Consider the following 21,299-nt stretch of genomic DNA (forward strand, 5'->3'; position numbering starts at 1 on the left):
CGGGTCAGAGGCCTTCCTTGCGCACCGTGAGAACGCCGATGAACCGTTGCATGCGCGCGGCGATGATATCGATCGCATCGGCGTCGGCACCCTCGATCATGATCGTGATCTCCGAAACCCCTTCGCGCCAGGAGCGAACCTCCAGCGCGGGAATGTCGAGATCGCGCTGTGCCAGCAGGCCAATCAGCCGGCACAGCAGCCCCGCGCTGCCCTCCGCCTCGACGCGCAATGTAACGGCGTTGCTCATGCCGAGCGGCGTTCGGCGGGCAGGGGCGCGCGGGCGATCCGTTCGCGCGCCAGACGATCGGCGGCGCGGGCAGGCGGCAGGCCCTCGCGATCGGCATGGGCGAATACGCGTTCGAGCCGCTCGCCCGTCTGTTCGACGCGGCGCGCCACGTCGGCCATTTCCCAACCGAGATATTCGCCCGCGACATGGATGATGCCGCCGGCATTGACGACGTAATCTGGAGCGTACAGCACGCCGCGACCGGCGAGCCGGTCGCCGTCTTCGGCGGTTGCCAGCACATTGTTGGCGCCGCCGCACACCAGCCCGGCGCGCAACAGGGGAACCGTGTCGGCATCGAGGACCCCGCCCAGCGCACAAGGCGCAAAAATGTCAGCGCGCGCGCTCAGGATCGTGTCGCTCGCCGAAACTTCGGCGCCGTAGCGGCAGGCGATATGAGCGGCGACGCCGGGACGCGGCTCCGCGACGATCAGCTTCGCACCGGCATCGTGCAGCAATTCGCACAGCCGCGATCCGACATTGCCCAACCCCTGGACCGCGACGGTCAGCCCGTCGAGATCGCAGCCGAAGCGGCGCCGGGCGGCGACGCGCATCGAAAGAAACACACCGCGCGCGGTCCAGGGCGAAGGATCGCCGCCGGGGCGGCCGGGCTCCTGCGTCAGCCCCGCGACGTGGCGCGTGGCACGGCGTACCGCGGTCATGTCCGCCACGGTGGTGCCGACGTCTTCGGCGGTGATATAGTCGCCCTCCAGTTCGCGCACCGCGCGGCCGAACGCTTCGAACAGCTTTTCCCGGTCATAGGGGCGATCGGGCACGGCAAGCACCGACTTGCCCCCGCCCAGCGGCAGATCGGCCAGCGCGTTCTTGTACGCCATCCCCTCGGCGAGGCGCAGCGCGTCGGCATGCAATGCTCCGTCATCGTCATAATGCCAGAAGCGGCATCCCCCGGCGGCGGGGCCGAGGCGCAGGGAATGGAGGACGATGACGCCGCGCAGCCCCGCTGCCCGGTCCTCGACCGGGATGATTCTTTCCGGCGGACAAGCGGTGAAGGCTGCGGATTGGGCCATGATTTCCTCCGAATGAGCGATCCGGCAGGATATTCCGGCTATTCGGCCGAAATTTCTGCGCTATGTTGGCGAGACCGGGCGGGGTTGAGGGAAGTTTATCCCGATACGAGCGAAAAGGGGGTCAGATCATGTCGATTGAACTCGACTGTTATGAGCGCTGGATCCTTCGCGAGCTTCAGGAGGATCGAGCTTGTCGATGGCCAGGCTCGACGAGCGCGTCGCGCTCGTCGATCGCAAGAAGATCGGGTTGAACGCGCATATTTTCGCGCAGGTGAAGTTCAACGCGCACCGCCGCACGAATGTCGACCAATTTGCCGAGACCATCCGAAGCTTTCCCGAAGTACGGGATGCCTATAAGCGCTTCTTCTTCCACCGGCTGTCGAAGCTGCCTGGGGTGCAGGAGATCAACTCCACCGTCACGCTGTTCGAACGCAAGACCACGACCGCGCCGCCCATCCGGTAAGCCGGGGGCGGTTCGCTTTTGCGCGGCTTCGCTCACCTGCCGCGCCCGATGATATCCCTCGCCAATTGCTCGGCAGCCTCTGCGGGCGTTTTGCCTTGCGCATCGGCGCGTGCGAAAATCCGCATCAGCCGGTCGTGGATCGCGGCGAGGCTTTCCTCGAGCGGTGGCACCTTTGCTTCCTCGCGCCCCGGAATGGTGTTGAGCGCCTGCATCCCGCTGATGATGCCGCCGGCATTGAGGACATAGTCGGGAGCGAACAGGATTCCGCGCTCGGCGAGGATCTGCCCGGCGAGCGCATCGGCGAGCTGGTTGTTCGCGGCGCCGGCGACGGCCCTGGCGCGGATCTCGCGCGCCGATGCCTCGGTGATCACGCCGCCGAGCGCGCAGGGCGCGAACACGTCGGCGTCGGCGCGATGGATATCCGAAACCGGCACCGCGCGCGCGCCGAGTTGTTCGACCGCGGCGGCGACTGCGTCTTCGCGGATATCGGCGACGATCAGCTGCGCGCCCTCTGCGTGCAGGCGCTCGGCGACGCCCCGGCCGACCGCGCCCAACCCCTGCACGGCGACGCGCATGCCGTGAAACCCATCCTGATCGAACCGCCATTTCACCACGGCGCGCAGCCCGTGCATCACGCCGATCGCGGTGGGGATCGAGGGATCGCCCGAATTGGCGGAGGTGCCCGCGATATAGGGGCTGACCTCGGCGACGGTTTCGACATCGGCGACGCTCATGCCGACATCCTCGCCGGTCGCGAAACTGGCGCCGATGCGATTGATGCAGCGGCCATAGGCATGGAGCAGGGCGCGATTCTTGATCGCGCGCGGATCGCCGATGATCACGCTCTTGCCGCCGCCGACGGGCAGGCCGGCAAGCGCCGATTTGTACGACATGGCGCGCGAAAGCCGCAGCGCATCGTCGAGCGCCTCGCGATCCGATTGATAGGGCCGGAAACGCGTTCCGCCGCACGCCGGGCCGAGCCTGGTCGAATGGATCGCGACGATGCATTTCAGGCCGGTAGGCGCATCGGAAAACAGGCAGACCTGTTCGTGCTCGTCGAAAACGGGAGAATCCCAGACATCCATGATATGCAACTTTCAAAGGCAGTTGATCGCGGCGCGGGATGGCCCCGTGCCGGTTCGCAATGCGCCGCATCTGGCCCGGCGCTCAGTCGGGAAGGCGACAATTGGACCGAAGAATCTGCCCGGCGCCGGCTTCCGCAGCTATTCGGCCGGGGCGCCGTCGCCCGCGCGGACCGCGATCGGCCGGATGTCGTTGACTAGATGGAAGAACAGCCGGCCTGGCGCTTCGAACTGAATCTCGTGCGCCACGCCGGGAAATCGGATCAGATGTTTCTCCGGGGCGTGCAACCGGTCGAGCCACTGCGCGGCCAGCTCACTCGACGTGGCATAGTCATGCTCTCCGGCAAGGAGGAACACTGGGCAATCGACCTGGGTCGCGTCGGTGAAGGAAAGCTGCGCGAGTTCGGGCAGGATCGCCAGTTGCGTGGCGCCGACATTCGACCGCGCCGCAATATCGGCTTCGCTATAGTCGGGCGAGAGCAGCGCGGCGTCCTCCTGAAAGGAAAGGTCGTGCCGGCCCCAGGTCAGGCCGCCGAAATAGGTCAGCCATTTGCGCTGGAGCAGGATCTTTTCGATCGCGAGCGGTGTCCCCGGTTCGGGATAGGGGAGGATCGCGCGAAGCTCGCGCAGTGCCTCGGCATTGCCCCGCGCCTCCGCCTCGCGCAGCGCGAAGGCGGTTCCGATCCGCTCATTCTCCACGAAATCGATCGCCTGGCCCATGCCGATATAGGCATGGAGCCATTCGGGACGGCGCAGCGCCAGCTTGAGCCCGATGACCGAGCCCCAGCTATGCCCGAGGACGAAGATCTTCCGCTTGCCGTAGGTTTCGCGGAGATAGGCGACCAGCTTCTCCGCGTCGGAAACGAACCGGTCGATGCGCATCTCGCTGGCGGGCGCGGCGGAGTCCGACGCGGCCAGCGTCTTTCCCGAACCGCGCTGGTCCCACTGCACCACGGTGAAATAGTCCTCCCACGGCGTCTGGTAGAACCAGCTGCCCGGCATTTCCGGCACGGCCGGGCCGCCGTGCAGGAACAGCAGGACAGGATTGTCCCGATCGCGCCCGCGCACCGAGATCCACTGCTCGGCCCCGCCGATGGAGACGGCCCGGAGTTCCTCGATGCCGTCATCGCCCGTGATCCGTCGCAGGTTGCCGACGATCGCCTGCGCGTGCGCGCGGTCGATCGTCATGTCGGGCGCGGCGGCATCCTGCGCGCGCGTTGGGCCGATTGCCGGCCAGGCGAGGGCAAGCAGCAGCGCGACCGCCGCAGCGCCGATCCGCGCGGATGTCGGGCGGCGAAGCCGGGTAATGGCAGACGGGTCGACCGTCATCGCTCCCTCCTAGAAGTCATGGGCGACCGAGATGCCGAAGGTTCGTGGCGTATTGACGGTATAGCGATCGAGCGTGATCGGATTGCCGTTGCGCACCCCGGTCAGGATGTCACGCGCCAGCTGCGCCCGGCTGTCGGTCAGGTTGGTGACGAACGCCGATAGCTGCCATCCGCCATGCTCGAACCCGATCCGGGCGTTCACGATCGCATAATCGTCGAGCGACACCGCCGTGGGGCCGAGAATATTCTGGCGTTCGCCCTGATATTGCACATCGCCGCGCAGCGATACCCGGCTGTCGTCGCCGACCTCCAGCGTCCATTGCGCGAAGGACGATGCCGCCCATTGCGGAACCTGCGGCAATTGCACGCCGACCGACGCATAGGATTCTAGGCCGGGATTGAGCGAACGCAACTCGGCGTCGGTGTAAGTGACTTGCCCGCCCAGCTGCAGGTTCGGCGAAACGCGCCCGTCGACTTCCAGTTCGAACCCGCGGCTGCGCGCGCGGCCGGCATTGGTGAAGCCTGTGAACCCGTCCTCGCGACCGACGCTCAGCTGGATGTCGTCCCAGTCGATCCAGAACAGCGACGCATTGAACGTCAATGCGCGATCGAAGAACTGGGATTTGAGGCCGAGTTCGTAGTTCCATAGGCTGTCCGGTCCGAATTCGGACTGGAGGTCCACGATGCAGGTCGGGCAGGGCGGCAGGCCAGGATTAGTGCCGCCGATGCGGAATCCCTTGCTCGCCTGCGCATAGACCAGAACATCCTCGTCGAAGCGGTAGGAGATGTTGAATTTCGGCGTCGTCGCCGTGTCCTCGAACCGCCCGGCCTGTCGATCGAGCACGCCGCCATAGATCAGGCCGCCCTTAACCGCGTCCGCCCTTCGCACGATATGCGAAACCCGCAGTCCCGCCGTCAGTTCGAGACCGTCGAGCGGTTCGTAGCTCGCTTCGCCGAAACCGGCGATCTGGCGCACCTCGCCATCGGTCGTTGCATAGAAGAGATTGGCCTCCGGCGCGCTCGCAGGCGGCGCGCCGCGAATGTTGATCGTCTGGAAATAATCCTCGTCGCGGCTGACGAAATAACCGCCGACCAGCCATTGCAGCGGCCCGCTCGCCTGCGAGGCCAGCCGGACCTCCTGGGTGAAGGACTGCGCCGTATAGCGATAGAGCGACAGGCCGCGCGGAATGCCCGCGAGCGCCTCGAGGAAATAGTCGATGTCGTTTTCGAACACGCGCTTGCGGTCGAAATAGGAAGTCGACGAGGTCAGGTGCGCAAAGCCGAGATCGGCGTCCACGGCCAGATTCACCACCCCGAAACGATCGGTATAGGGCTCGGGCTCGCTCTGGTCCTTGACCAGCTCGGGATAATGGTCCGTCACGCGGTTGTACGCGCCGCTCTCGCTGCGCTGATACATGCCGGTCAGCGCGAATTCCACGCGGCTCGACGCGCGATGGCGCAGCGTCAGCCGGCCGCCATAGGTGGTTTCGTCGTTGATGTCGGTTTCGCCGGTCAGCCCGTTGTCGAGGAAACCCGAATTGTGCAGTCCATATCCGACGGCGCGCACCGCCGTGTCGCTGCCGAGCGGCAGGTTCAGCCAGCCTTTCGCTGATCCGTTGGCGCCGCCATGTTCTGTGATCGAACCAACAAGCTCGCCATGACCGGCGATGCGATCGAATTCGGGCTGGTTGGTGATGATCTGCACCGTGCCGCCCAGCGATCCGCTACCGTAGAGCGTGCCCTGTGGCCCGCGCAGCACTTCGACCCGGCTGATGTCGTACAGCTTCAGCTCGGGTTGCGACGAACCTTCGCTCACCGGCGTTTCGTCGAAATAGACGCCGACCGTCGATTCCTTGCCGGTGTCGATATCGGCGCCGCTCGAAACGCCGCGGATGAAGATCTGTGCCCGGCCCGGCCCGTCATCCTGGAACTGGACCCCGGCGACCGAACGGGCATAGTCGGCGAAGTTGACCGCTCCCATCTGCGCCAGTTCGTCGCCACCGAGCGCCTGCATGCTCAAGGGGACGTCCTGCAGCCGTTCCGACCGGCGCGTTGCCGTCACGACGATTTCGTCACCCTGTGCCGGCGCGGCCTGTGCCTCCGGCGGAGCGGCTTGCTGTGCCTGGGCGGGCGCGGCCAGCGCCACCATGCCGACCGCTGCCAGAAGCTGACATCGAAACTGACCCGTCATTCGCGATCCCCCATATCGTCCCATGATCCACCATGTTTGGCGGGGTGCCGGAGGAATTCTGTCAACTAGATGACATTCCTGCCCGGTCGTTAGAGTCGCGGACGTGAACTATGTCTATGCGGCGCTGGACGTGAGTTACATCGCTGCTCTCGGTGGGCGCCTGGCTGTATCCAGCAGGTTTCCGCGCTTCTGGCCGGTGTCCCGCGCTGACCAACTTCTTGAAAGGCTAGCCGCCCGCAGCGCGCGGGAGACCGGCGTCATTGCTATCCTGTGACTGCGAGCGGCGCGTCGCCGGGGAACCGGCCCGGAAGATTCCCGCAAGCAGGGCGATAGTGGCAAAGCCCGCCACAGCCGGGGCCGCGCCGACCTCTTCCATCAGCAAGCCGAATAGCGGGGCACCCGCGCTCTGCCCTATCGCGAGAACAAGGAAACCGACCATCAGCCCCGTCGCAGGGCGGTCCGGCAAGGCCCCAGTCCCCCACACCAGATAGACGCCCGTCAGCATGATATAGGCTGCGCCAAAGACTGTACCGCCCACGAGAGCAACGGCAGCGGAGCCGGAATCCATCCCGACCGTGAGAATCCCGACTGCCATCAGGCCAAGGAAAGCCCGATGAACGCGGTCGAGCCCGCAGCGTGCAACCAGCATACCTGCGCAACCCCCGGCGATTCCGCCCGCCCCAATGCAGGTCCATAACAGGCCGGTTCCAACCGTCCGCCATTCAAGGTTTTGCGAGACAAGTTCGCCGCCGAAGGACCACAAGGCGGTGCTGGCCGCACCCATCATGAAGGTTGCGCAGATCAGGCGCATGACCGGCCCGGCAAGGGGAAAAAGACCGTCTGCCCTGCTGTCTCCGCGTACGCCGGGAAGGGCGAGCATGGCGGCAACCGCCAGCGCCAGCGCGACGGCAGCGTAGGCAGCAAAAGCCAGCCGCCACTCTCCGGCAATGGCGAGTGCTATCGGACCTGAGAGGGCTACGCCCGCGCTTGTCCCGGCATTGATTCCGGTATTGGTCGTGTCCTGCCGGTTCCTGCGCACCGCTTCAGCAACCGCCGCGGCCAAGGGAGGAGATGCGAGCCCCGTGCTCGAACCCGCTACCATCACCGCAATCGCCAGAAGCACGGGCGTCGGCGCGAGGGCTATGCCCGCCATGCCTATGGCCGCGACAAGCGACGCAGCTGTTGCAACGGCGCGCGCGCCAAACCGCTCTGTCAAAAGAGCCGAGGCAATGATTGTCACGCAATATCCAGCGAATGAACCACCCGAGATGAAGCCGCTGAGCGAAGCGCCAAGGCCGAGTTCGCGGTCGATCTGCGGTAGGAAAAGGCCGAAGGCGAAGCGGGCGAAGCCGTAACATACCGCTATCAGCGCAAAGCTTGTTGCTCCGATCCGCAGGGCCGGGCTCATCGCCTTGCCCCTTCCACCAGCACCGCAGCCGCAGTACGCGCGGCGGACACGGCCCTGACGCCGCGATAGACCGCCGCATGCGTTGCGCCCTCGAACAGAACAAGCACCCGCTCTGCCAAGAGCGGGGCCTCACGTCCGATATCGGCAGCAACGACCGCGGAGACGCGCTGCTGAAACATCGACTTGTGTGCCAAGACCACCTCCGCGATCTCGGGTGTGACGCCGCCTGTCTCCGCGAGGGATCGCAGGAACAGGCAACCGCGATTTCCTTCAATCCGCACCCAGTCCTCCAGTGCGGCGAACAGCGCATCGACGCTCTGGACGTCGAGCCTGGCCATGAAGCGCGCATCTCTTTCCGTCAGCACGCGCGCCATGAGCCGGGCCTTGCTGCCGGCGTGCTTGTAAAGCGTGCGGCTCGACATGCCGGCAGCCTGGGTCAGCCGGTCCATGCCGGTGGCCGTGTAGCCGTGGCGGTCGAAAAGCTGTTCCGCCGCGGCTGTCAGCTTGCTGGTCAAATCCATCATGCGGCTCCTGCGTGTGGGAGCCTCATGTAAAACGATCGTTGTACCTTGCAAGGATGCAGTACGAATATCGCGATACCCTGGCGTCCGGGATTCCGGGGCCACACGTCTCGATTACCTCGAAGAAACCGGCATTTGGTCACTTGAATCGGGCCGCCGAAGCCTGTCCCTCGTTTGTCGGGCAATTCCGGCGCCCAAGGAAAGCAGGGGACCGCAACCCGCGTCGAATCTCGGTTCGTTCAGACAGTGTCAGCGCATCGTCTACATCCAGGCGGAGACAGCGGACGGTATTTTCGAGCCGGCGAGCGGATCACCTTTTTCCGTACCTTTGGTTCCTGACGATGGTGGCTTGGACGACGCCCGAACGCCACGCTGCATTCCGGGGTTTGCCCTTGGCAGAACATTGCGGTCGCAAGCCATCAGACTCGATGCCTATAGTCGGTCATGCCGAATCCGGCGCTGGCGACACGGATGATAACTCTGAAGAATTCAATGCGACCGTTTTCCTTCATTCCTCCCGACCGGATCGACCCGTCGCGCGAAATGCCGATCTACATGCAGATCGCGCGCGCGATCATCCATGAAGTCGAACGCGGGCGGCTGGCGCCGGGTAGTTACCTTCCGAGCACCCGCGACGCCGCCCAATCGCTAGGCGTCAATCGCAAGACGGTGGTGCTCGCCTATGAGGAACTGGTCGCGCAGGGCTGGCTCGTCTCGCACGGCACGCGCGGTACGGCCATCTCGCCCTCGCTTCCCGGGCCGGTCGCGGACGACGGTGACGGTCTGCCGCGTGTCGGCGAGGAACTGGCGCCCGCGGAATATCCCTTTCTGCCGCCGCCCGGGCCGCCCTTGGCGATCCCGACGGGCGACTGGATCAAGCTCGACGAAGGCGCGCCCGACGGGCGGCAGTTTCCGCCCGACCTGCTGATCCGCGCCTATCGCGCCGCCATCCGCAACGCTTCGGCGGAGAACCGCCTGCAATATCGCGATCCGCGCGGCTCGCCGCAGCTGCGTGAAAGCATCGCTGCGATGCTCAAGAGCCAGCGCGGGCTGATGGTCACGGCAGAGAATATCTGCGTGACGCGCGGCAGCCAGATGGGCATTTCGCTCGCGGCGCGCATCCTGATCCGGCCCGGCGACACCGTTCTGGTCGAAGCGCTCACCTATGAGCCTGCCGTCGCCGCCTTCCGCGCCTGTGGTGCCGATATCGTGACGGTCGGGCTTGACGGATCGGGCGCCGATGTCGGCGAAATCGAGCGCGCCTGCCGCCGGCACCGGGTCCGCGCGATCTTTCTGACTCCGCACCATCAGTTTCCGACGACCGTGGCGCTGCCGCCCGAAAGCAGGCTGCGCGTGCTCGAACTGGCGCGGCAATTCGGCTTTGCCGTGGTCGAGGACGACTATGATCACGAGTTTCAGTTCGGCGCGCAGCCGCTGCTGCCGATGGCGAGCTATGCGCCGCGACAGGTGATATATATCGGTTCGCTGTCCAAGCTGTTGCTGCCTGCCTTGCGCGTCGGCTATGTCGTCGCGCCGCCCGAAGTGATCGATTCGATCGCCTATCAGGTGTCGCTGACCGACGGGATGGGCAATACGCTGACCGAGGATGCCGCTGCCGACCTGATCCTGTCGGGTGATGTCCGCCGCCACACGCGCAAGGTGACGCGTATCTACGGCGCGCGGCGCGATGCCTTTGCCCAGGCGCTGGCGACGACGATGGGCGACATCGTCGACTATGCCATCCCCGATGGCGGGCTCGCATTCTGGCTGCGCTTCCGCAATGTCGCGGATCTCGACCGGCTGGAAGCGAACGCGCAGGACCACGGGCTGCGCTTCGCCACGTCGGGCTCCTTCATGGTCGACCCCGATGCGCCGCGCGGACTACGTATCGGTTTTGCCAGCATGACCGAGGCCGAAGCCGCCGAAAGCCTTCGCCGGATGCGCGTAGCCATCGGCCGCTGACTGGCCCCTCCGGGCAGCGGCTTTTCGCAATAAAAATGTCATTGGACCCGTCAAGCGGGCAATTCTTGGATGTTTTGACAAGCCAAGACGTGCGGGAACCTCCACCCATGCTCAAAGCGAACCGCACTGTTATTTTGCAAGGAGCGCGGCGATGAGGGTCGATCGCCGCATGCTGCTGGCCGGTGGTGTCGCAACTATGCTGGCGCCCTGGGCAGCCGTTGCGCGGCCGCGGGGGATCGATATCGCGCTGCGTAATGCGCGAGTCTGGACCGGCGTCGCCGCAGCACCCTTCACCGACGCGATCGGCATAGCCGGCAACCGGATCGCCGCACTCGGCAGCGATGCGGTCGCGGCGGCGAGCGGTCCGGCGACGCAGGTGATCGATCTCGACGGCGCGTTCGTGACGCCGGGCATGGTCGATTGCCACACCCATTTCCTGATCGGTTCCGCGATCCTCACCCAGCCCAATCTGCGCGACGCGGCAACGCCCGAGGAGTTCGCCCGGCGACTGGGCGAGGCGGCAGCGCGCAATCCGGGGAAATGGATACAGGGCGGCAATTGGGACGAGCAGCTATGGGGCGGCGAATTGCCGCGCCGTCAGTGGATCGACGCGGTGACGCCCGACACGCCGGTCGCCGTCACGCGGCTCGACCTCCACATGATCCTCGCCAATTCGAAGGCGCTGGAGCTAGCCGGGATCACGCGCGACACGCCCGATCCCGAGGGCGGGTTGATCATCCGCGACGCCGACGGTGAACCCACCGGGATATTGAAGGACAACGCCAAGGCGCTGGTCGAGCGTGTCATTCCCGAGCCGACCGATGCCGAACGCGAGGCATCGGCGCGGGCGGGTATCGCTCACGGGCTGCGCCACGGCGTCACGCAGACGCATACGACCGAGCTCGACTGGATCACGCATGACACGCTGCGCCGCCTGCGCGCGCAAGGCGAAACCGACATGCGCTTCTATTCTTTCGTCCCGCTGCCCGAATGGGAAAAACTCGCGGCGCTGATCGCGGCCGAAGGGCGTGGGGACGACTGGGTCCGCTGGGGCGGGCTGAAAGGATTGGTGGACGGGTCCCTCGGGTCGCGAACCGCGCTCTTCTACCAACCCTATGCCGATGCACCGGCAGAATCGGGCATCCGCACCAACACGCTGGAAGACCTGCGCCGCTGGATCTTCGCTGCTGATGCGGCGGGGCTGCACATAACGACGCATGCGATCGGCGATCGCGCAAATGACGAGCTGCTCGACATCTATCGCGATGCCGCCGCCGCCAATGGTCCGCGCGACCGCCGCTTCCGGGTCGAACATGCCCAGCATATCCGCCCGGAATCGATTCCGCGATTTGCGCAGCAGGGCGTGATCGCGTCGGTGCAGCCCTATCACGCGGTCGATGACGGGCGCTGGGCAGTGAAGCGGATCGGGCCGGAGCGGCTCGACGGCACCTATGCCTTCCGGTCGCTGATCGATTCGGGCGCGACCGTCTGTTTCGGGTCGGATTGGCCGGTAGCGCCGTTCGATCCAGTGACCGGCATCCATGCCGCGATCACCCGTGCAACGATCGACGGAGCCAATCCCGACGGATGGCTGCCCGATCAGAAGCTGACGCGCGCGCAGGCGTTGACCGGCTATACGCGCACTCCCGCCATTGCCGGGTTCACCGAGGACCGGCTGGGCGCAGTCGCGCCCGGCTATCTCGCCGATCTTTCGGTTTTCGACACCGACTTGTCGCAGGCCTCGGCGGAGGCGATCGGCCGGGCAAAGGCGCTGCGCACCTTCGTAAACGGCAAACAGCGCTTCGGAGAAGGCTGACACGGAATTTGAAAAGCAGAGGCTGAAAACGGCCCGATGCGGCTCCGGGGAGGGGCTAGATCACAAGCAACGGCGCGGGCGTTCGAAAGGCACCGCGCGATAGAGCAAATGGGGAAGCACATGATCACCACTCGCATGGCCCTGATGCAGGGCAGCGCCCTTGCGGCGGCCCTTATCCTCCCGTCGACTGCCGCGCTCGCGCAGGATGGCACCAGCGCATCGCAGGCCAACGAAATCGTCGTCACCGCCACCAAGCGCGACGAAACGCTCAGCGACGTTCCGCTCGCGGTCAGCGTGCTGACCGGCGAGGATCTGCAGGACATGAACGCGCAGAGCCTGTCGGACTATATCGTCCGCCTGCCCGGCGTCGTCTTCAACGACTATCAGCCCGGCGTTTCCGAAGTCGTGATCCGCGGCGTTGCTGCGACGACGTATCACGAGCAGGGCCAGACCACGACGGGCTATTATCTCAACGAAACCCCGATGTCCGAACCGGGCTTTCCGATCGGCATTCCCGATGTCGACACCTTCGATCTGGCGCGCGTCGAAGTGCTGCGCGGCCCGCAGGGAACGCTGTTCGGTTCCTCGTCGCTGGGCGGTGCGGTCAACTATGTCGTCGCCACTGCCGATCCGACCGGATTCGACGCAGCGGCATCGGGCCTGATCGGCACGACCAAGAATTCGGACGGCGACGTCAACTATGCCGGCAAGCTGATGGTCAACGTGCCGGTGATCGCCGACGTGCTGGCGATCCGCGGCGTCGCAATCCAGCGGGTCGACGCGGGCTATCTCGACAATTTCCAATATGGTGAGGAAGGATCGAACGATCTGCGCACCCGCGGTCTGCGCGGGTCGATCGTGCTTACGCCGGCGGTCGGTACCAAACTGACCTATTTGTCCTCCTATCAGGACACCCAGCTCGACGATCAGACCTATCTCGACGTCACCAATCCCTATGTCCGCAACACGCCGCGGCTCGAGCCGCAGAGCACGGGCTTCTGGCTCAATTCGCTCAAGCTCGAACAGGATCTGGGTTTCGCGTCGCTGACCGCATTCGGGTCGATCGTCGACAAGGACAATAGGACCGTATTCTCCTATCCCTATGCCTATGTCACCGGCGTGACGACGGGCGAGGACGCCGCCTATTCGCTGGGCGAGGCCGAAGCCAACATCAAATATGGCGAAGCGCGACTTGCCTCGAACGGCGACGGCCCGATCAGCTGGCTGATCGGCGCCAGCTACATGTATTCGACCAAATACAGCTACGACCAGACTTTCCAGAACGGCGCCGAGGCCTATATCGACGCCAATCCCGGCGCCTATGGCGGCGTTCCCGGATCGGTGCTGGCCCCGGGCGACCGCATCTACGGCTATATTTCGGATTCGGAGACCAAGGATTTCGGCGTGTTCGGCGAAATCGGCGTCGAACTGATGGACGGACTGACCCTGACGGTGGGCGGACGCTATTATTCCAACAGCTACGAAACCACCGTCATCAACCAGGCGAGCGCGAACAGCGGGAGCACGATCGATGTCGGGGCGTCGGTCGACCAGAGCGAAGACGGCTTCACGCCCAAGGTGACGCTGTCGATGCGGCCGAGCGACGATTTCATGGCATACGTGACCTATTCGCAGGGCTATCGCATCGGCGGCATCAATCCCAATGCCGGGTTGCTCGCGACGATCCCGCAATCCTATGACAGCGACACGGTCGACAACTACGAATTCGGCGTGAAAATGTCGCTGTTCGATCGCAAGCTTTTCGTGGATGCGACGGTCTATTCGCTTGACTGGAGCGGCATCCAGGCGCGGCTGTTCGGCCCGGCTCCGACCTATTATTCGTACGTCACCAATGCCGGCGGCGCCAATGTCGCGGGTGTCGAACTCGCCGCGACCTTCCAGCCGATCAGCTATGTCTCCTATTCGACCAGCATCTCCTATACCGATGCCAAGCTGACCGACTTCCTGCCCGATACCTTTGCGGTCGGCGGCGGCTATGCTTCGGGCACGCGGCTGCCGGGGTCGTCCGAATGGTCGATCTCGAACACGCTCCACTTCAACATCGGCGAAGGGGAGAATGTCCCGACGCTCGAATTCGCGCATCGCTATCTTTCCGAAGCGCCGACGGCGTTCAACATGGCCTATGGCCGCGGCGACTTTAACATCTTCGATGTGCGTGCCACGATCGCGGTGCTGGATCAGTTCAAGATCATGGCCTTCGCGAACAATGTGTTCGACGAATATGGCGTGCTGAACGCCCCGTTCGCGGATTCGATCACGCCTTCGGGCTCGATCGTCCGGCCGCGTACGATCGGCCTGCGGATCGACTGGTCGCTCTGACCGCCGCGCTCGCCTAACATCCCGGCTCCGCCCCCGGCGGGCGGAGCCGATAATGCTTCCATCGCTTCGGGAGACCGCTCCTCGTGTCGAAACCGCTGTTCCTGTTTCTGATCGCGGCGCTGTTGCCGGTTTCTGCCGCGTCGGCGCAGCACGCGGGGCCGGGCGAGGGGCTGCCGCTGGAACCCGCGCGGACGATCGCGTTCACCACCGACGAAGCGACGTGGATGGCGCCCGACATGGCGCCGGATGGCGGCACGATCCTGTTCGACCTGCTCGGCGACATCTATGCGCTCGATCCGGCGGGCGGAACGGCGCGGCCGGTCCTGACCGGGATGGCTTTTGAATTTCAGCCGGTATTTTCGCCCGACGGATCGCGCTTCGCCTTCGTCAGCGATCGGTCAGGCAGCAACAATATCTGGGTGGCCAATGCCGATGGCAGCGGCCTCACGCAGCTTTCGCACGATAGCGGCGCGACGGTGTTCAGCTCGCCCGCCTGGTCGCCCGACGGGCGCCATGTCTATGCCTCGCGGATGGTGCACAAGGTGCTGGCGTTCGAACTTTATCGCTACAATGTCACGGGCAGGGGCGAGCCCGAACAGATTACAAAGGCCCAGCCGAACGGCGAAGGCTGGGACGATCGCCACAATGCGATGGGCGCGGTCGCATCGCCCGACAGCCGCTATGTCTATTATGCGAGCAAGGCCGGGACGACGTGGAGCGACAAGCCGCTGCCGCACTGGCAGATCGTCCGCCGCGATCTCGAAAGCGGTGAAGAACAACCGGTCGTGACGGCGCCGGGCGGCGCGATGCATCCCGCGCTCAGCCATGACGGTCGCATGCTCGTCTATGCCAGCCGTCGCGGCGGCGAGACCGGCCTGCGGCTGCGCAACCTGCAAACCGGCGAGGACAAGTGGATTGCCTTTCCGATCGACCATGACGGTCAGCATGGCGGCTATTATGCCGATCTGACGCCGCGGTTCAGCTTCACGCCCGACGATATGGCGCTGCTCGTCCCGGTCGACGGGCATCTCAAGCGGCTCGAACTCGTCGACGGATCGGTTGCCGATATTCCTTTCTCGGTCGATGTCGAACTCGGGCTCGGGCCGCAGACGCGCGTCGAGCAGCGCGTCGAAACCGGGCCGGTGCGCGTGCGGGTGATTCAGACACCGCGCCAGTCGCCCGATGGCGGCACGCTCGTCTTTTCGGCGCTCGGCAGCCTGTACCGTATGGCGCTGACGCCCGGCTCCGTGCCGGAGAAGATCGATACCGCCGGGCTGCTTGCCTATCAGCCGAGCTGGTCGCCCGATGGCGCGTCGATTCTGTTCGTCAGCTGGACGGCGAAGGATGGCGGGCAGGTCTGGCGCATTCCGGCGGCCGGCGGCGCTCCCGATGCTCTGGCCCGGGCAGGCGCCTATTATACCGATCCGGTATTCGCGCCGGACGGGCAGCATGTCGCGGTGATGCGCGCCAGCCAGACCGACCGGCGCAACGCGCAGACCGAGATCGGGCTTTCGCTGCCGACCGACCTGCTGATCATTTCGACGATCGACGGCAGCGTGCGGCGCGTCTTTTCGCAGTCGGGCATTCGCCAGCCGCAATTCAGCCCGGACGGCGGCCATATCCGCTTCCGTGCACCCGACGGGATCAAGTCCGTCGCCCTCGGGGGCGGCGCCCCCGAACCGCGCGTCGCGATCGTGTCCAAATCGGGCAACCAATATGTCGGCGCGCACCCGCCCGTCGCCGAAATCAAGCTCAGCCCCGACGGGCGCTGGGCGCTCGCGAGCGATGCCTGGCAGCTATATCTCGTGCCGGTGCCCGAGGATGCCGATACGCCGGTCGATCTCGACGATCCCGATGCGCGCTACACTTTGCTCACCGATATCGGCGCGGACGATTTCGCCTGGGCCGATGACGGCGCGACGATCACCTGGTCGCTTGGTGCCACCTATCACCGGGTCGCGCTCGATCAGGTCGACCAGGCCGGGGCCGCGCACGCCGAAGGCGTCGCAGAAACCTTCGTCGCACAGGTCGAAGTGTCGCGCGACGTGCCCGAAGGCAGTGTGGTGTTGCGCGGCGGCACGGCGATCACGATGCAGGGCGACGCCGTGATCGAAAACGCCGATGTCGTGGTTACCGGCAACCGCATCGTGGCGGTGGGGCCGCGCGGCAGCATCGCCATCCCCGCCGGAGCGGCCATTCGCGACGTGCGCGGCAAATATCTGCTGCCTGGGTTTGTGGATGTCCATGATCACTGGTTCGATATCCGGCGCGGTATCCTCGAGCGCAACGACTGGGATTTTCTCGCCACGCTTGCCTATGGCGTGACCTCCGGGCTCGACCCGCAGACCTTCACCACCGATATCTTCGCCTATCAGGATATGATCGATGCCGGGATGATGCCCGGCCCGCGCGCCTTTTCGACCGGGCCGGGTGTGTTCGTGAATGCCGATGTCGATTCGGCCGCCCATGCCCGCAGCGTGCTGACCCGCAATCGCGACTATTACCGCACCCGCAACGTCAAATCCTATATGGTCGGAGGGCGCCGCGAGCGGCAGATCATGATCGCGGCCTCGGCGCAGCTCGGCATGATGCCGACCACCGAAGGCGCGAGCGACCTTTATCTCAATCTGACGCATGCCATCGACGGCTTTGCCGGCAACGAGCATTCGCTGCCGATCGCGCCGATTCATGACGATGTGATCCAGCTCTTCGCGCGCAGCGGCACGGCCTATAATCCCACGTTGATCGTGCTCTATGGCGCCGCCGAAATGGAGCATGAGCAGATGGGGCTGCACGATATGCTCGGCGATGCCAAGCTGCGCCGCTTCATCCCCGAACCGGTGCTGGAGGCGAAGGCGCGCGGGCATCGCGCGACCCCCGATTTCGACCGCGGCTATCCCCGATTTGCGCAAGCCGCGCTGGAAATTCAGCGCGCGGGCGGGCTTGTCGGCATCGGCGCGCATGGCGAGCTGCCGGGGCTAGGCTATTATTGGGAAATGGAGGCGCTGGCATCGGGGGGCGGAGCTCCGCGCGAAGTGCTCCGGGCCGCGACGATCGATGGCGCGCGCATTATCGGTCGGGCAAGCGATATCGGCAGCATCGAGGCAGGCAAGCTCGCCGATATCCTGATCCTCGATGCCGATCCGCTGGCCGATATCGCCAATGTCCGCGCGCTCGAAGAGGTGATGAAGAACGGGCGCATCTACGATGCAGCGACGCTCGACGAAGTCTATCCGCGCGAGCGTGCGCTGCCGCCGCTCTGGTTCACCCGGCCGATGCCTGACGTGCCCGCGCTGGCGAGCGGGGAGGGCGGCGAATGACGGCACAGGGCTCCCCCTTTCGGCCGCGCCACCATGACGACATTGTCGATCTGATCGCCGCCTATCCGCTTGCCTGGATGGTATCGACCGATGGCGACGCCTTTGCCGCGACACCGTTGCCGCTGCTCGCCGAAACCGATGCCGAGGGCCGGGTGGTCTCGCTGTTCGGCCACTTCGCCAGGCGCAATCCGCAGGTCGCGGCGCTCGAACATAATCCGCGCGTGACGTGCCTGTTCCAGGGGCCGCACGGCTATGTTTCGCCGCGGCTCGTGTCGCAGCCGCAATGGGGGCCGACCTGGAACTATGCGGTGGTGAAGTTCGACGGAGAGGTCACTTTCGTTCCCGAGGAAACCGGGGTGGCGGTCGACCGGCTGACCGCGGCGATGGAAGGGCTGGGGGAAGGCGCCTGGGCCGTAACCGACCTTGGTGCGCGCTACGACCAGCTCGTACGGCATATCATTGCCTTCCGCGTGCACGTCGGCGAGCCGCAGGCACGCTTCAAGCTTGGGCAGGATGAGCGCCCGGCGGTGTTCGACGATATCCTCGCCCATCATCCCGATGCGGCGCTGACCGACTGGATGCGCAAGACCCGATGAGTGACGCGATGACGGAACAGGACACGCAAATGACGCCGGCGCAGGCATGGGAAATCGCTCGGGCTGACGGCTGTGCGCAGGCCGAGATGGTGCGCAGCGGTGAGATTGCCCCCGACGCGCCGGTAGAGGCCGCAATCGCGCGGATCGAAGCGCTCGACGGCCCGGTCAACGCCGTCACCCACCGCGCGTTCGATCACGCCCGCACCGCCGTTGGCAAGATTCCAGGCGGCGCCCCGCGGGCGCGCGTTCCCTATCTGCTCAAGGCTTCGTGCGAATATCCGGGCTTTCCGGTGGCTTCGGGGTCTCGCGCCAAGCGCGACACCGTCGCAACGCGCAACTGGCCGCTCGGCGCGCGGTTCGATGCGGCGGGGCTGGTGCCGGTCGGCATGTCGGCGATGCCCGAATTCGGCCTGCTCGCGACCGGCGAATCCTTGCTCTATGGTCCGACCTGCAATCCCTGGGACCTCGGCCGCTCGGCGGGCGGATCGAGCAGCGGCGCGGCGGCTGCGGTGGCGATGGGGCTGGTGCCTTTCGCGCATGCCAGCGACGCGGCGGGATCGATCCGCATGCCCGCGTCCAATTGCGGGATCATCGGCTTCAAGGCGAGCCGCGGCGGCAATGTCCGCGCCCGCGCGCAGCACTGGATCGACGATACGCTCTGTTCGGACGGGCTGTTCGCGCGGTCGATGCGCGACACGGCCTGGGCGGCGCGATTCGTTCGCCCGGCCGAGGCGCGGATGCTGCCCGCGCCGGAGCGTCGCCTGCGTATCGCGCTCGACCTCAAGGCGATGCACGGCGGCGAAGCCGAACCGGCGGTCGCCGAAGTGATCCGCCGCGCCGCGCAGATGTGCGAGGCGCTGGGGCATGCGGTGGTCGAAACCCCGCTCGCCTATGATCGCGCCGCCGCCTTCGACGCGCTCGGCGTGCTCTGGCCCTATCTCGGCGGCGATCTGTGCGACGGTTATTCGGCGCTCCATCCCGATACGCCGCTCAGCGATCTGCTCGAACCCTGGACGATCGGCCTGCGGGAGCGGCGCGCGACGATCTCGCCCCACCGGCTGGCCGCCGCGCTCGGCACGATCGGGCGGGTACGCGAGCAGCTCGAAAGCTTCCACCGCGACCATGACGTCGTGCTTTCGCCCGTGACCCGGACGGTGCCGCCCAAGCTCGGCACGCTTGCCCCCGACCGGCCGTTCGACCAGCTCTGGGACGCATTGTTCGACTATATGAGCTACACCCCGCTTCAGAATATCGCGGGAACGCCCAGCATCACGCTGCCGCTGGCAACTGCGCCGGGTAACCTGCCCGTCGGCGCACTTTTTTCGGCTGCGCCGATGGCCGACGAGATGCTGCTTGCGCTCGGCGCCGAACTCGAGGGCGCGTTTCCCTGGGCAGATCGCTGGCCGCCCGCCGCCGAACCAGCCGGAGCGGGGGCGTGACCCGCAATACGATTCGGATCTGGTTTCTGGTCCACAAATGGACCAGCCTGATCTGCACGATCTTCCTGCTGATGCTGTGCCTCACCGGGCTGCCGCTGATCTTTCACGACGAAATCGATCTGGCGACCGGCGACCATGTCCCGCTTTCAGGGCCCGCTTCGTCGAGCGACGCGCGGGGACTGCTGCCGCTCGATACCATGCTTGAACGCGCGCTTGCCGACCGGCCGGGCGAAGTGCCGCTGTTCATGGCGTTCGACAATGAAGGCCCGATGCTCACGGTGACCACCGGACCGCGACCCGATTCACCCGAATCGCAAATGACCCTGCTGCTCTTCAACCGGGCGACCGGCGCACCGATCGGCGACCCGGATAGCCAGGGCATTACAGATTTCCTGCTTCAGCTTCACACCGACATGTTCCTTGGCCTTCCCGGCATGTTGTTCCTCGGCGTGATGGGGCTGCTCTTCGTCGCCTCGCTGGTTTCGGGCACGGTCCTCTACGCGCCGTTCATGCGAAAGCTCGATTTCGGGACGCTGCGCCTCGGCCGCAGTGCGCGGCTGCAATGGCTCGACTGGCATAATCTGCTCGGCATCGTCGCGCTCGCGTGGATGAGCGTCGTCGGGGTCACCGGCATATTGAACGCCTTCGCCACGCCCATCGCCGACCATTGGCGCAACACCGCGCTTGCCGACATGACCGGCGCGCATCGCGGAGAGCCTGCGCTGCCGCCCGAACGCTATGGCTCGCTCGACCGGGCGATGGCCACAGCGCGCGAGGCGCTGCCCGGCAGCAACCCGCAATTTATCGGGTTTCCGGGTGGCAGCTTCAGCACCGACCGTCACTATGCCGTATTCTTTCAGGGAAAGACCCCGCTTACCAAGGAGCTGCTCACACCCGCGTTGATCGATGCGGAAACGGGGGAACTGGTCGATGTGCGCCCGATGCCGGTGTCGATGAAGGCGCTGCAGCTCAGCCGCCCGCTGCATTTCGGCGATTATGGCGGGCTGCCGCTCAAGCTTCTCTGGGCGCTGCTAGACCTGTTCCTGATCGTGGTTCTGGTCTCCGGCATCTATCTGTGGCTGGGGCGCGGAAAGCGAGGTCCTGTGGCTCCGGCCGCCCTGCGCGCCGCCGATGCAATCGTTTCACCGGAACCGGCGCCATGATGCGCAGCATCTTCGTGCTGCCTGCGATCATCGCATCGGTCACCCTGTTCGGGCTGGTCGTCGCCCTGACCGGGCAGGGCTGGCCCGATTTCGTCGCTTGTCTTGCCTTGATGCTGCCGCCTGCGGCGGTCGGAGCCGCGTTCCTCAGGGCACTGCGAATTCGCGCTCGGCGTCGATGACCTTATCCACCCTGGGGATCGAGCGGCTTTCGCCGCAACCGTCCTCGTGTGGCTATGATCAGCGAGCCCCGAGCTTGCATAGTCGCCATTGGCTCGGGCCAAATTTCGGATCGAGAGAGCAAGACACCGCCCACTGCGGTTCTACGAAAAAGGCGGGGCCGTAGCCCCGCCCTTATTTGG

Annotated in this window: 15 protein-coding genes and 1 pseudogene; 9 read left to right on the forward strand and 7 right to left on the reverse strand. The window is 65.6% G+C overall.

The features are described from left to right. Positions 1 to 4: 4 nt before the first annotated feature. Positions 5 to 247: a hypothetical protein gene (locus G5C33_RS05985; protein WP_165326383.1), complete on the reverse strand. Its 243-nt coding sequence runs from the start codon at positions 245 to 247 to the stop codon at positions 5 to 7. Continuing rightward, on the reverse strand, positions 244 to 1,311 hold the full coding sequence (locus G5C33_RS05990; RefSeq protein WP_165326384.1) for a Glu/Leu/Phe/Val family dehydrogenase: 1,068 nt from the start codon (positions 1,309 to 1,311) through the stop codon (positions 244 to 246). Before G5C33_RS05990 ends, G5C33_RS05985 begins: the two co-directional genes overlap by 4 nt. Positions 1,312 to 1,439: 128 nt before the next feature. Here G5C33_RS05990 and G5C33_RS05995 point away from each other — a divergent pair. Continuing rightward, positions 1,440 to 1,774, forward strand: a pseudogene (locus G5C33_RS05995) (Lrp/AsnC family transcriptional regulator). Between the two features lie 32 nt (positions 1,775 to 1,806). Here the strand turns inward: G5C33_RS05995 and G5C33_RS06000 are convergent. The 5 genes from G5C33_RS06000 to G5C33_RS06020 form a co-directional block, all read right to left on the reverse strand. Next, the gene (locus G5C33_RS06000; protein ID WP_165326385.1) at positions 1,807 to 2,859 is read right to left on the reverse strand and encodes a Leu/Phe/Val dehydrogenase; all 1,053 of its coding nucleotides are present in this window, start codon (positions 2,857 to 2,859) and stop codon (positions 1,807 to 1,809) included. A 138-nt stretch (positions 2,860 to 2,997) separates the two neighbouring features. Next, on the reverse strand, positions 2,998 to 4,185 hold the full coding sequence (locus G5C33_RS06005) for an alpha/beta fold hydrolase (RefSeq protein ID WP_165326386.1): 1,188 nt from the start codon (positions 4,183 to 4,185) through the stop codon (positions 2,998 to 3,000). Between the two features lie 9 nt (positions 4,186 to 4,194). Further along, positions 4,195 to 6,375 (reverse strand): TonB-dependent receptor, encoded by a 2,181-nt coding sequence (locus G5C33_RS06010; protein WP_165326387.1) that lies wholly within the window; start codon positions 6,373 to 6,375, stop codon positions 4,195 to 4,197. A 226-nt stretch (positions 6,376 to 6,601) separates the two neighbouring features. Then, the gene (locus tag G5C33_RS06015; protein WP_165326388.1) at positions 6,602 to 7,783 is read right to left on the reverse strand and encodes an MFS transporter; all 1,182 of its coding nucleotides are present in this window, start codon (positions 7,781 to 7,783) and stop codon (positions 6,602 to 6,604) included. Then, positions 7,780 to 8,307: a TetR/AcrR family transcriptional regulator gene (locus G5C33_RS06020; RefSeq protein ID WP_206518640.1), complete on the reverse strand. Its 528-nt coding sequence runs from the start codon at positions 8,305 to 8,307 to the stop codon at positions 7,780 to 7,782. The genes G5C33_RS06015 and G5C33_RS06020 overlap by 4 nt, the downstream gene beginning before the upstream one ends. Before the next feature lie 489 nt (positions 8,308 to 8,796). On the opposite strand from G5C33_RS06020, the gene pdxR reads away from it, so the two are divergent. The 8 genes from pdxR (at position 8,797) to G5C33_RS06060 (ending at position 21,119) form a co-directional block, all read left to right on the forward strand. Then, positions 8,797 to 10,266 carry a MocR-like pyridoxine biosynthesis transcription factor PdxR gene (gene pdxR, locus G5C33_RS06025; protein ID WP_165326389.1) on the forward strand — a complete coding sequence of 490 codons (1,470 nt, stop codon included), beginning with the start codon at positions 8,797 to 8,799 and terminating at the stop codon, positions 10,264 to 10,266. Between the two features lie 151 nt (positions 10,267 to 10,417). Next, positions 10,418 to 12,082 (forward strand): amidohydrolase, encoded by a 1,665-nt coding sequence (locus G5C33_RS06030; RefSeq protein ID WP_165326390.1) that lies wholly within the window; start codon positions 10,418 to 10,420, stop codon positions 12,080 to 12,082. 120 nt (positions 12,083 to 12,202) lie between these two features. Continuing rightward, a complete protein-coding gene (locus G5C33_RS06035) occupies positions 12,203 to 14,422 on the forward strand; it encodes a TonB-dependent receptor (protein ID WP_165326391.1) in 2,220 nt (739 codons plus the stop codon). A gap of 83 nt (positions 14,423 to 14,505) precedes the next feature. After that, a complete protein-coding gene (locus G5C33_RS06040; RefSeq protein WP_165326392.1) occupies positions 14,506 to 17,742 on the forward strand; it encodes an amidohydrolase family protein in 3,237 nt (1,078 codons plus the stop codon). Continuing rightward, positions 17,739 to 18,338 (forward strand): FMN-binding negative transcriptional regulator, encoded by a 600-nt coding sequence (locus G5C33_RS06045; protein WP_165326393.1) that lies wholly within the window; start codon positions 17,739 to 17,741, stop codon positions 18,336 to 18,338. The genes G5C33_RS06040 and G5C33_RS06045 overlap by 4 nt, the downstream gene beginning before the upstream one ends. A gap of 8 nt (positions 18,339 to 18,346) precedes the next feature. Beyond that, positions 18,347 to 19,777, forward strand: coding sequence for an amidase family protein (locus G5C33_RS06050; protein ID WP_165326394.1), 1,431 nt, complete (start codon positions 18,347 to 18,349; stop codon positions 19,775 to 19,777). Further along, positions 19,774 to 20,940, forward strand: a complete 1,167-nt coding sequence (locus G5C33_RS06055; protein ID WP_165326395.1) for a PepSY-associated TM helix domain-containing protein — start codon at positions 19,774 to 19,776, stop codon at positions 20,938 to 20,940. Before G5C33_RS06050 ends, G5C33_RS06055 begins: the two co-directional genes overlap by 4 nt. Continuing rightward, positions 20,937 to 21,119 (forward strand): hypothetical protein, encoded by a 183-nt coding sequence (locus tag G5C33_RS06060; protein ID WP_165326396.1) that lies wholly within the window; start codon positions 20,937 to 20,939, stop codon positions 21,117 to 21,119. The genes G5C33_RS06055 and G5C33_RS06060 overlap by 4 nt, the downstream gene beginning before the upstream one ends. Positions 21,120 to 21,299: the final 180 nt, after the last annotated feature.

Source organism: Sphingosinithalassobacter tenebrarum (genome assembly GCF_011057975.1).
Classification (GTDB): domain Bacteria; phylum Pseudomonadota; class Alphaproteobacteria; order Sphingomonadales; family Sphingomonadaceae; genus Sphingomonas; species Sphingomonas tenebrarum.

Coding starts and splice junctions, on each gene's coding strand:
- pdxR (WP_165326389.1), top strand. CDS start 8,797: ATGCGACCGTTTTCCTTCATTCCTCCCGACCGGATCGACCCGTCGCGC.
- G5C33_RS06015 (WP_165326388.1), bottom strand. CDS start 7,783: ATGAGCCCGGCCCTGCGGATCGGAGCAACAAGCTTTGCGCTGATAGCG.
- G5C33_RS05985 (WP_165326383.1), bottom strand. CDS start 247: ATGAGCAACGCCGTTACATTGCGCGTCGAGGCGGAGGGCAGCGCGGGG.
- G5C33_RS05990 (WP_165326384.1), bottom strand. CDS start 1,311: ATGGCCCAATCCGCAGCCTTCACCGCTTGTCCGCCGGAAAGAATCATC.
- G5C33_RS06000 (WP_165326385.1), bottom strand. CDS start 2,859: ATGGATGTCTGGGATTCTCCCGTTTTCGACGAGCACGAACAGGTCTGC.
- G5C33_RS06030 (WP_165326390.1), top strand. CDS start 10,418: ATGAGGGTCGATCGCCGCATGCTGCTGGCCGGTGGTGTCGCAACTATG.
- G5C33_RS06005 (WP_165326386.1), bottom strand. CDS start 4,185: ATGACGGTCGACCCGTCTGCCATTACCCGGCTTCGCCGCCCGACATCC.
- G5C33_RS06045 (WP_165326393.1), top strand. CDS start 17,739: ATGACGGCACAGGGCTCCCCCTTTCGGCCGCGCCACCATGACGACATT.
- G5C33_RS06010 (WP_165326387.1), bottom strand. CDS start 6,375: ATGACGGGTCAGTTTCGATGTCAGCTTCTGGCAGCGGTCGGCATGGTG.
- G5C33_RS06060 (WP_165326396.1), top strand. CDS start 20,937: ATGATGCGCAGCATCTTCGTGCTGCCTGCGATCATCGCATCGGTCACC.
- G5C33_RS06050 (WP_165326394.1), top strand. CDS start 18,347: ATGACGGAACAGGACACGCAAATGACGCCGGCGCAGGCATGGGAAATC.
- G5C33_RS06020 (WP_206518640.1), bottom strand. CDS start 8,307: ATGATGGATTTGACCAGCAAGCTGACAGCCGCGGCGGAACAGCTTTTC.
- G5C33_RS06035 (WP_165326391.1), top strand. CDS start 12,203: ATGATCACCACTCGCATGGCCCTGATGCAGGGCAGCGCCCTTGCGGCG.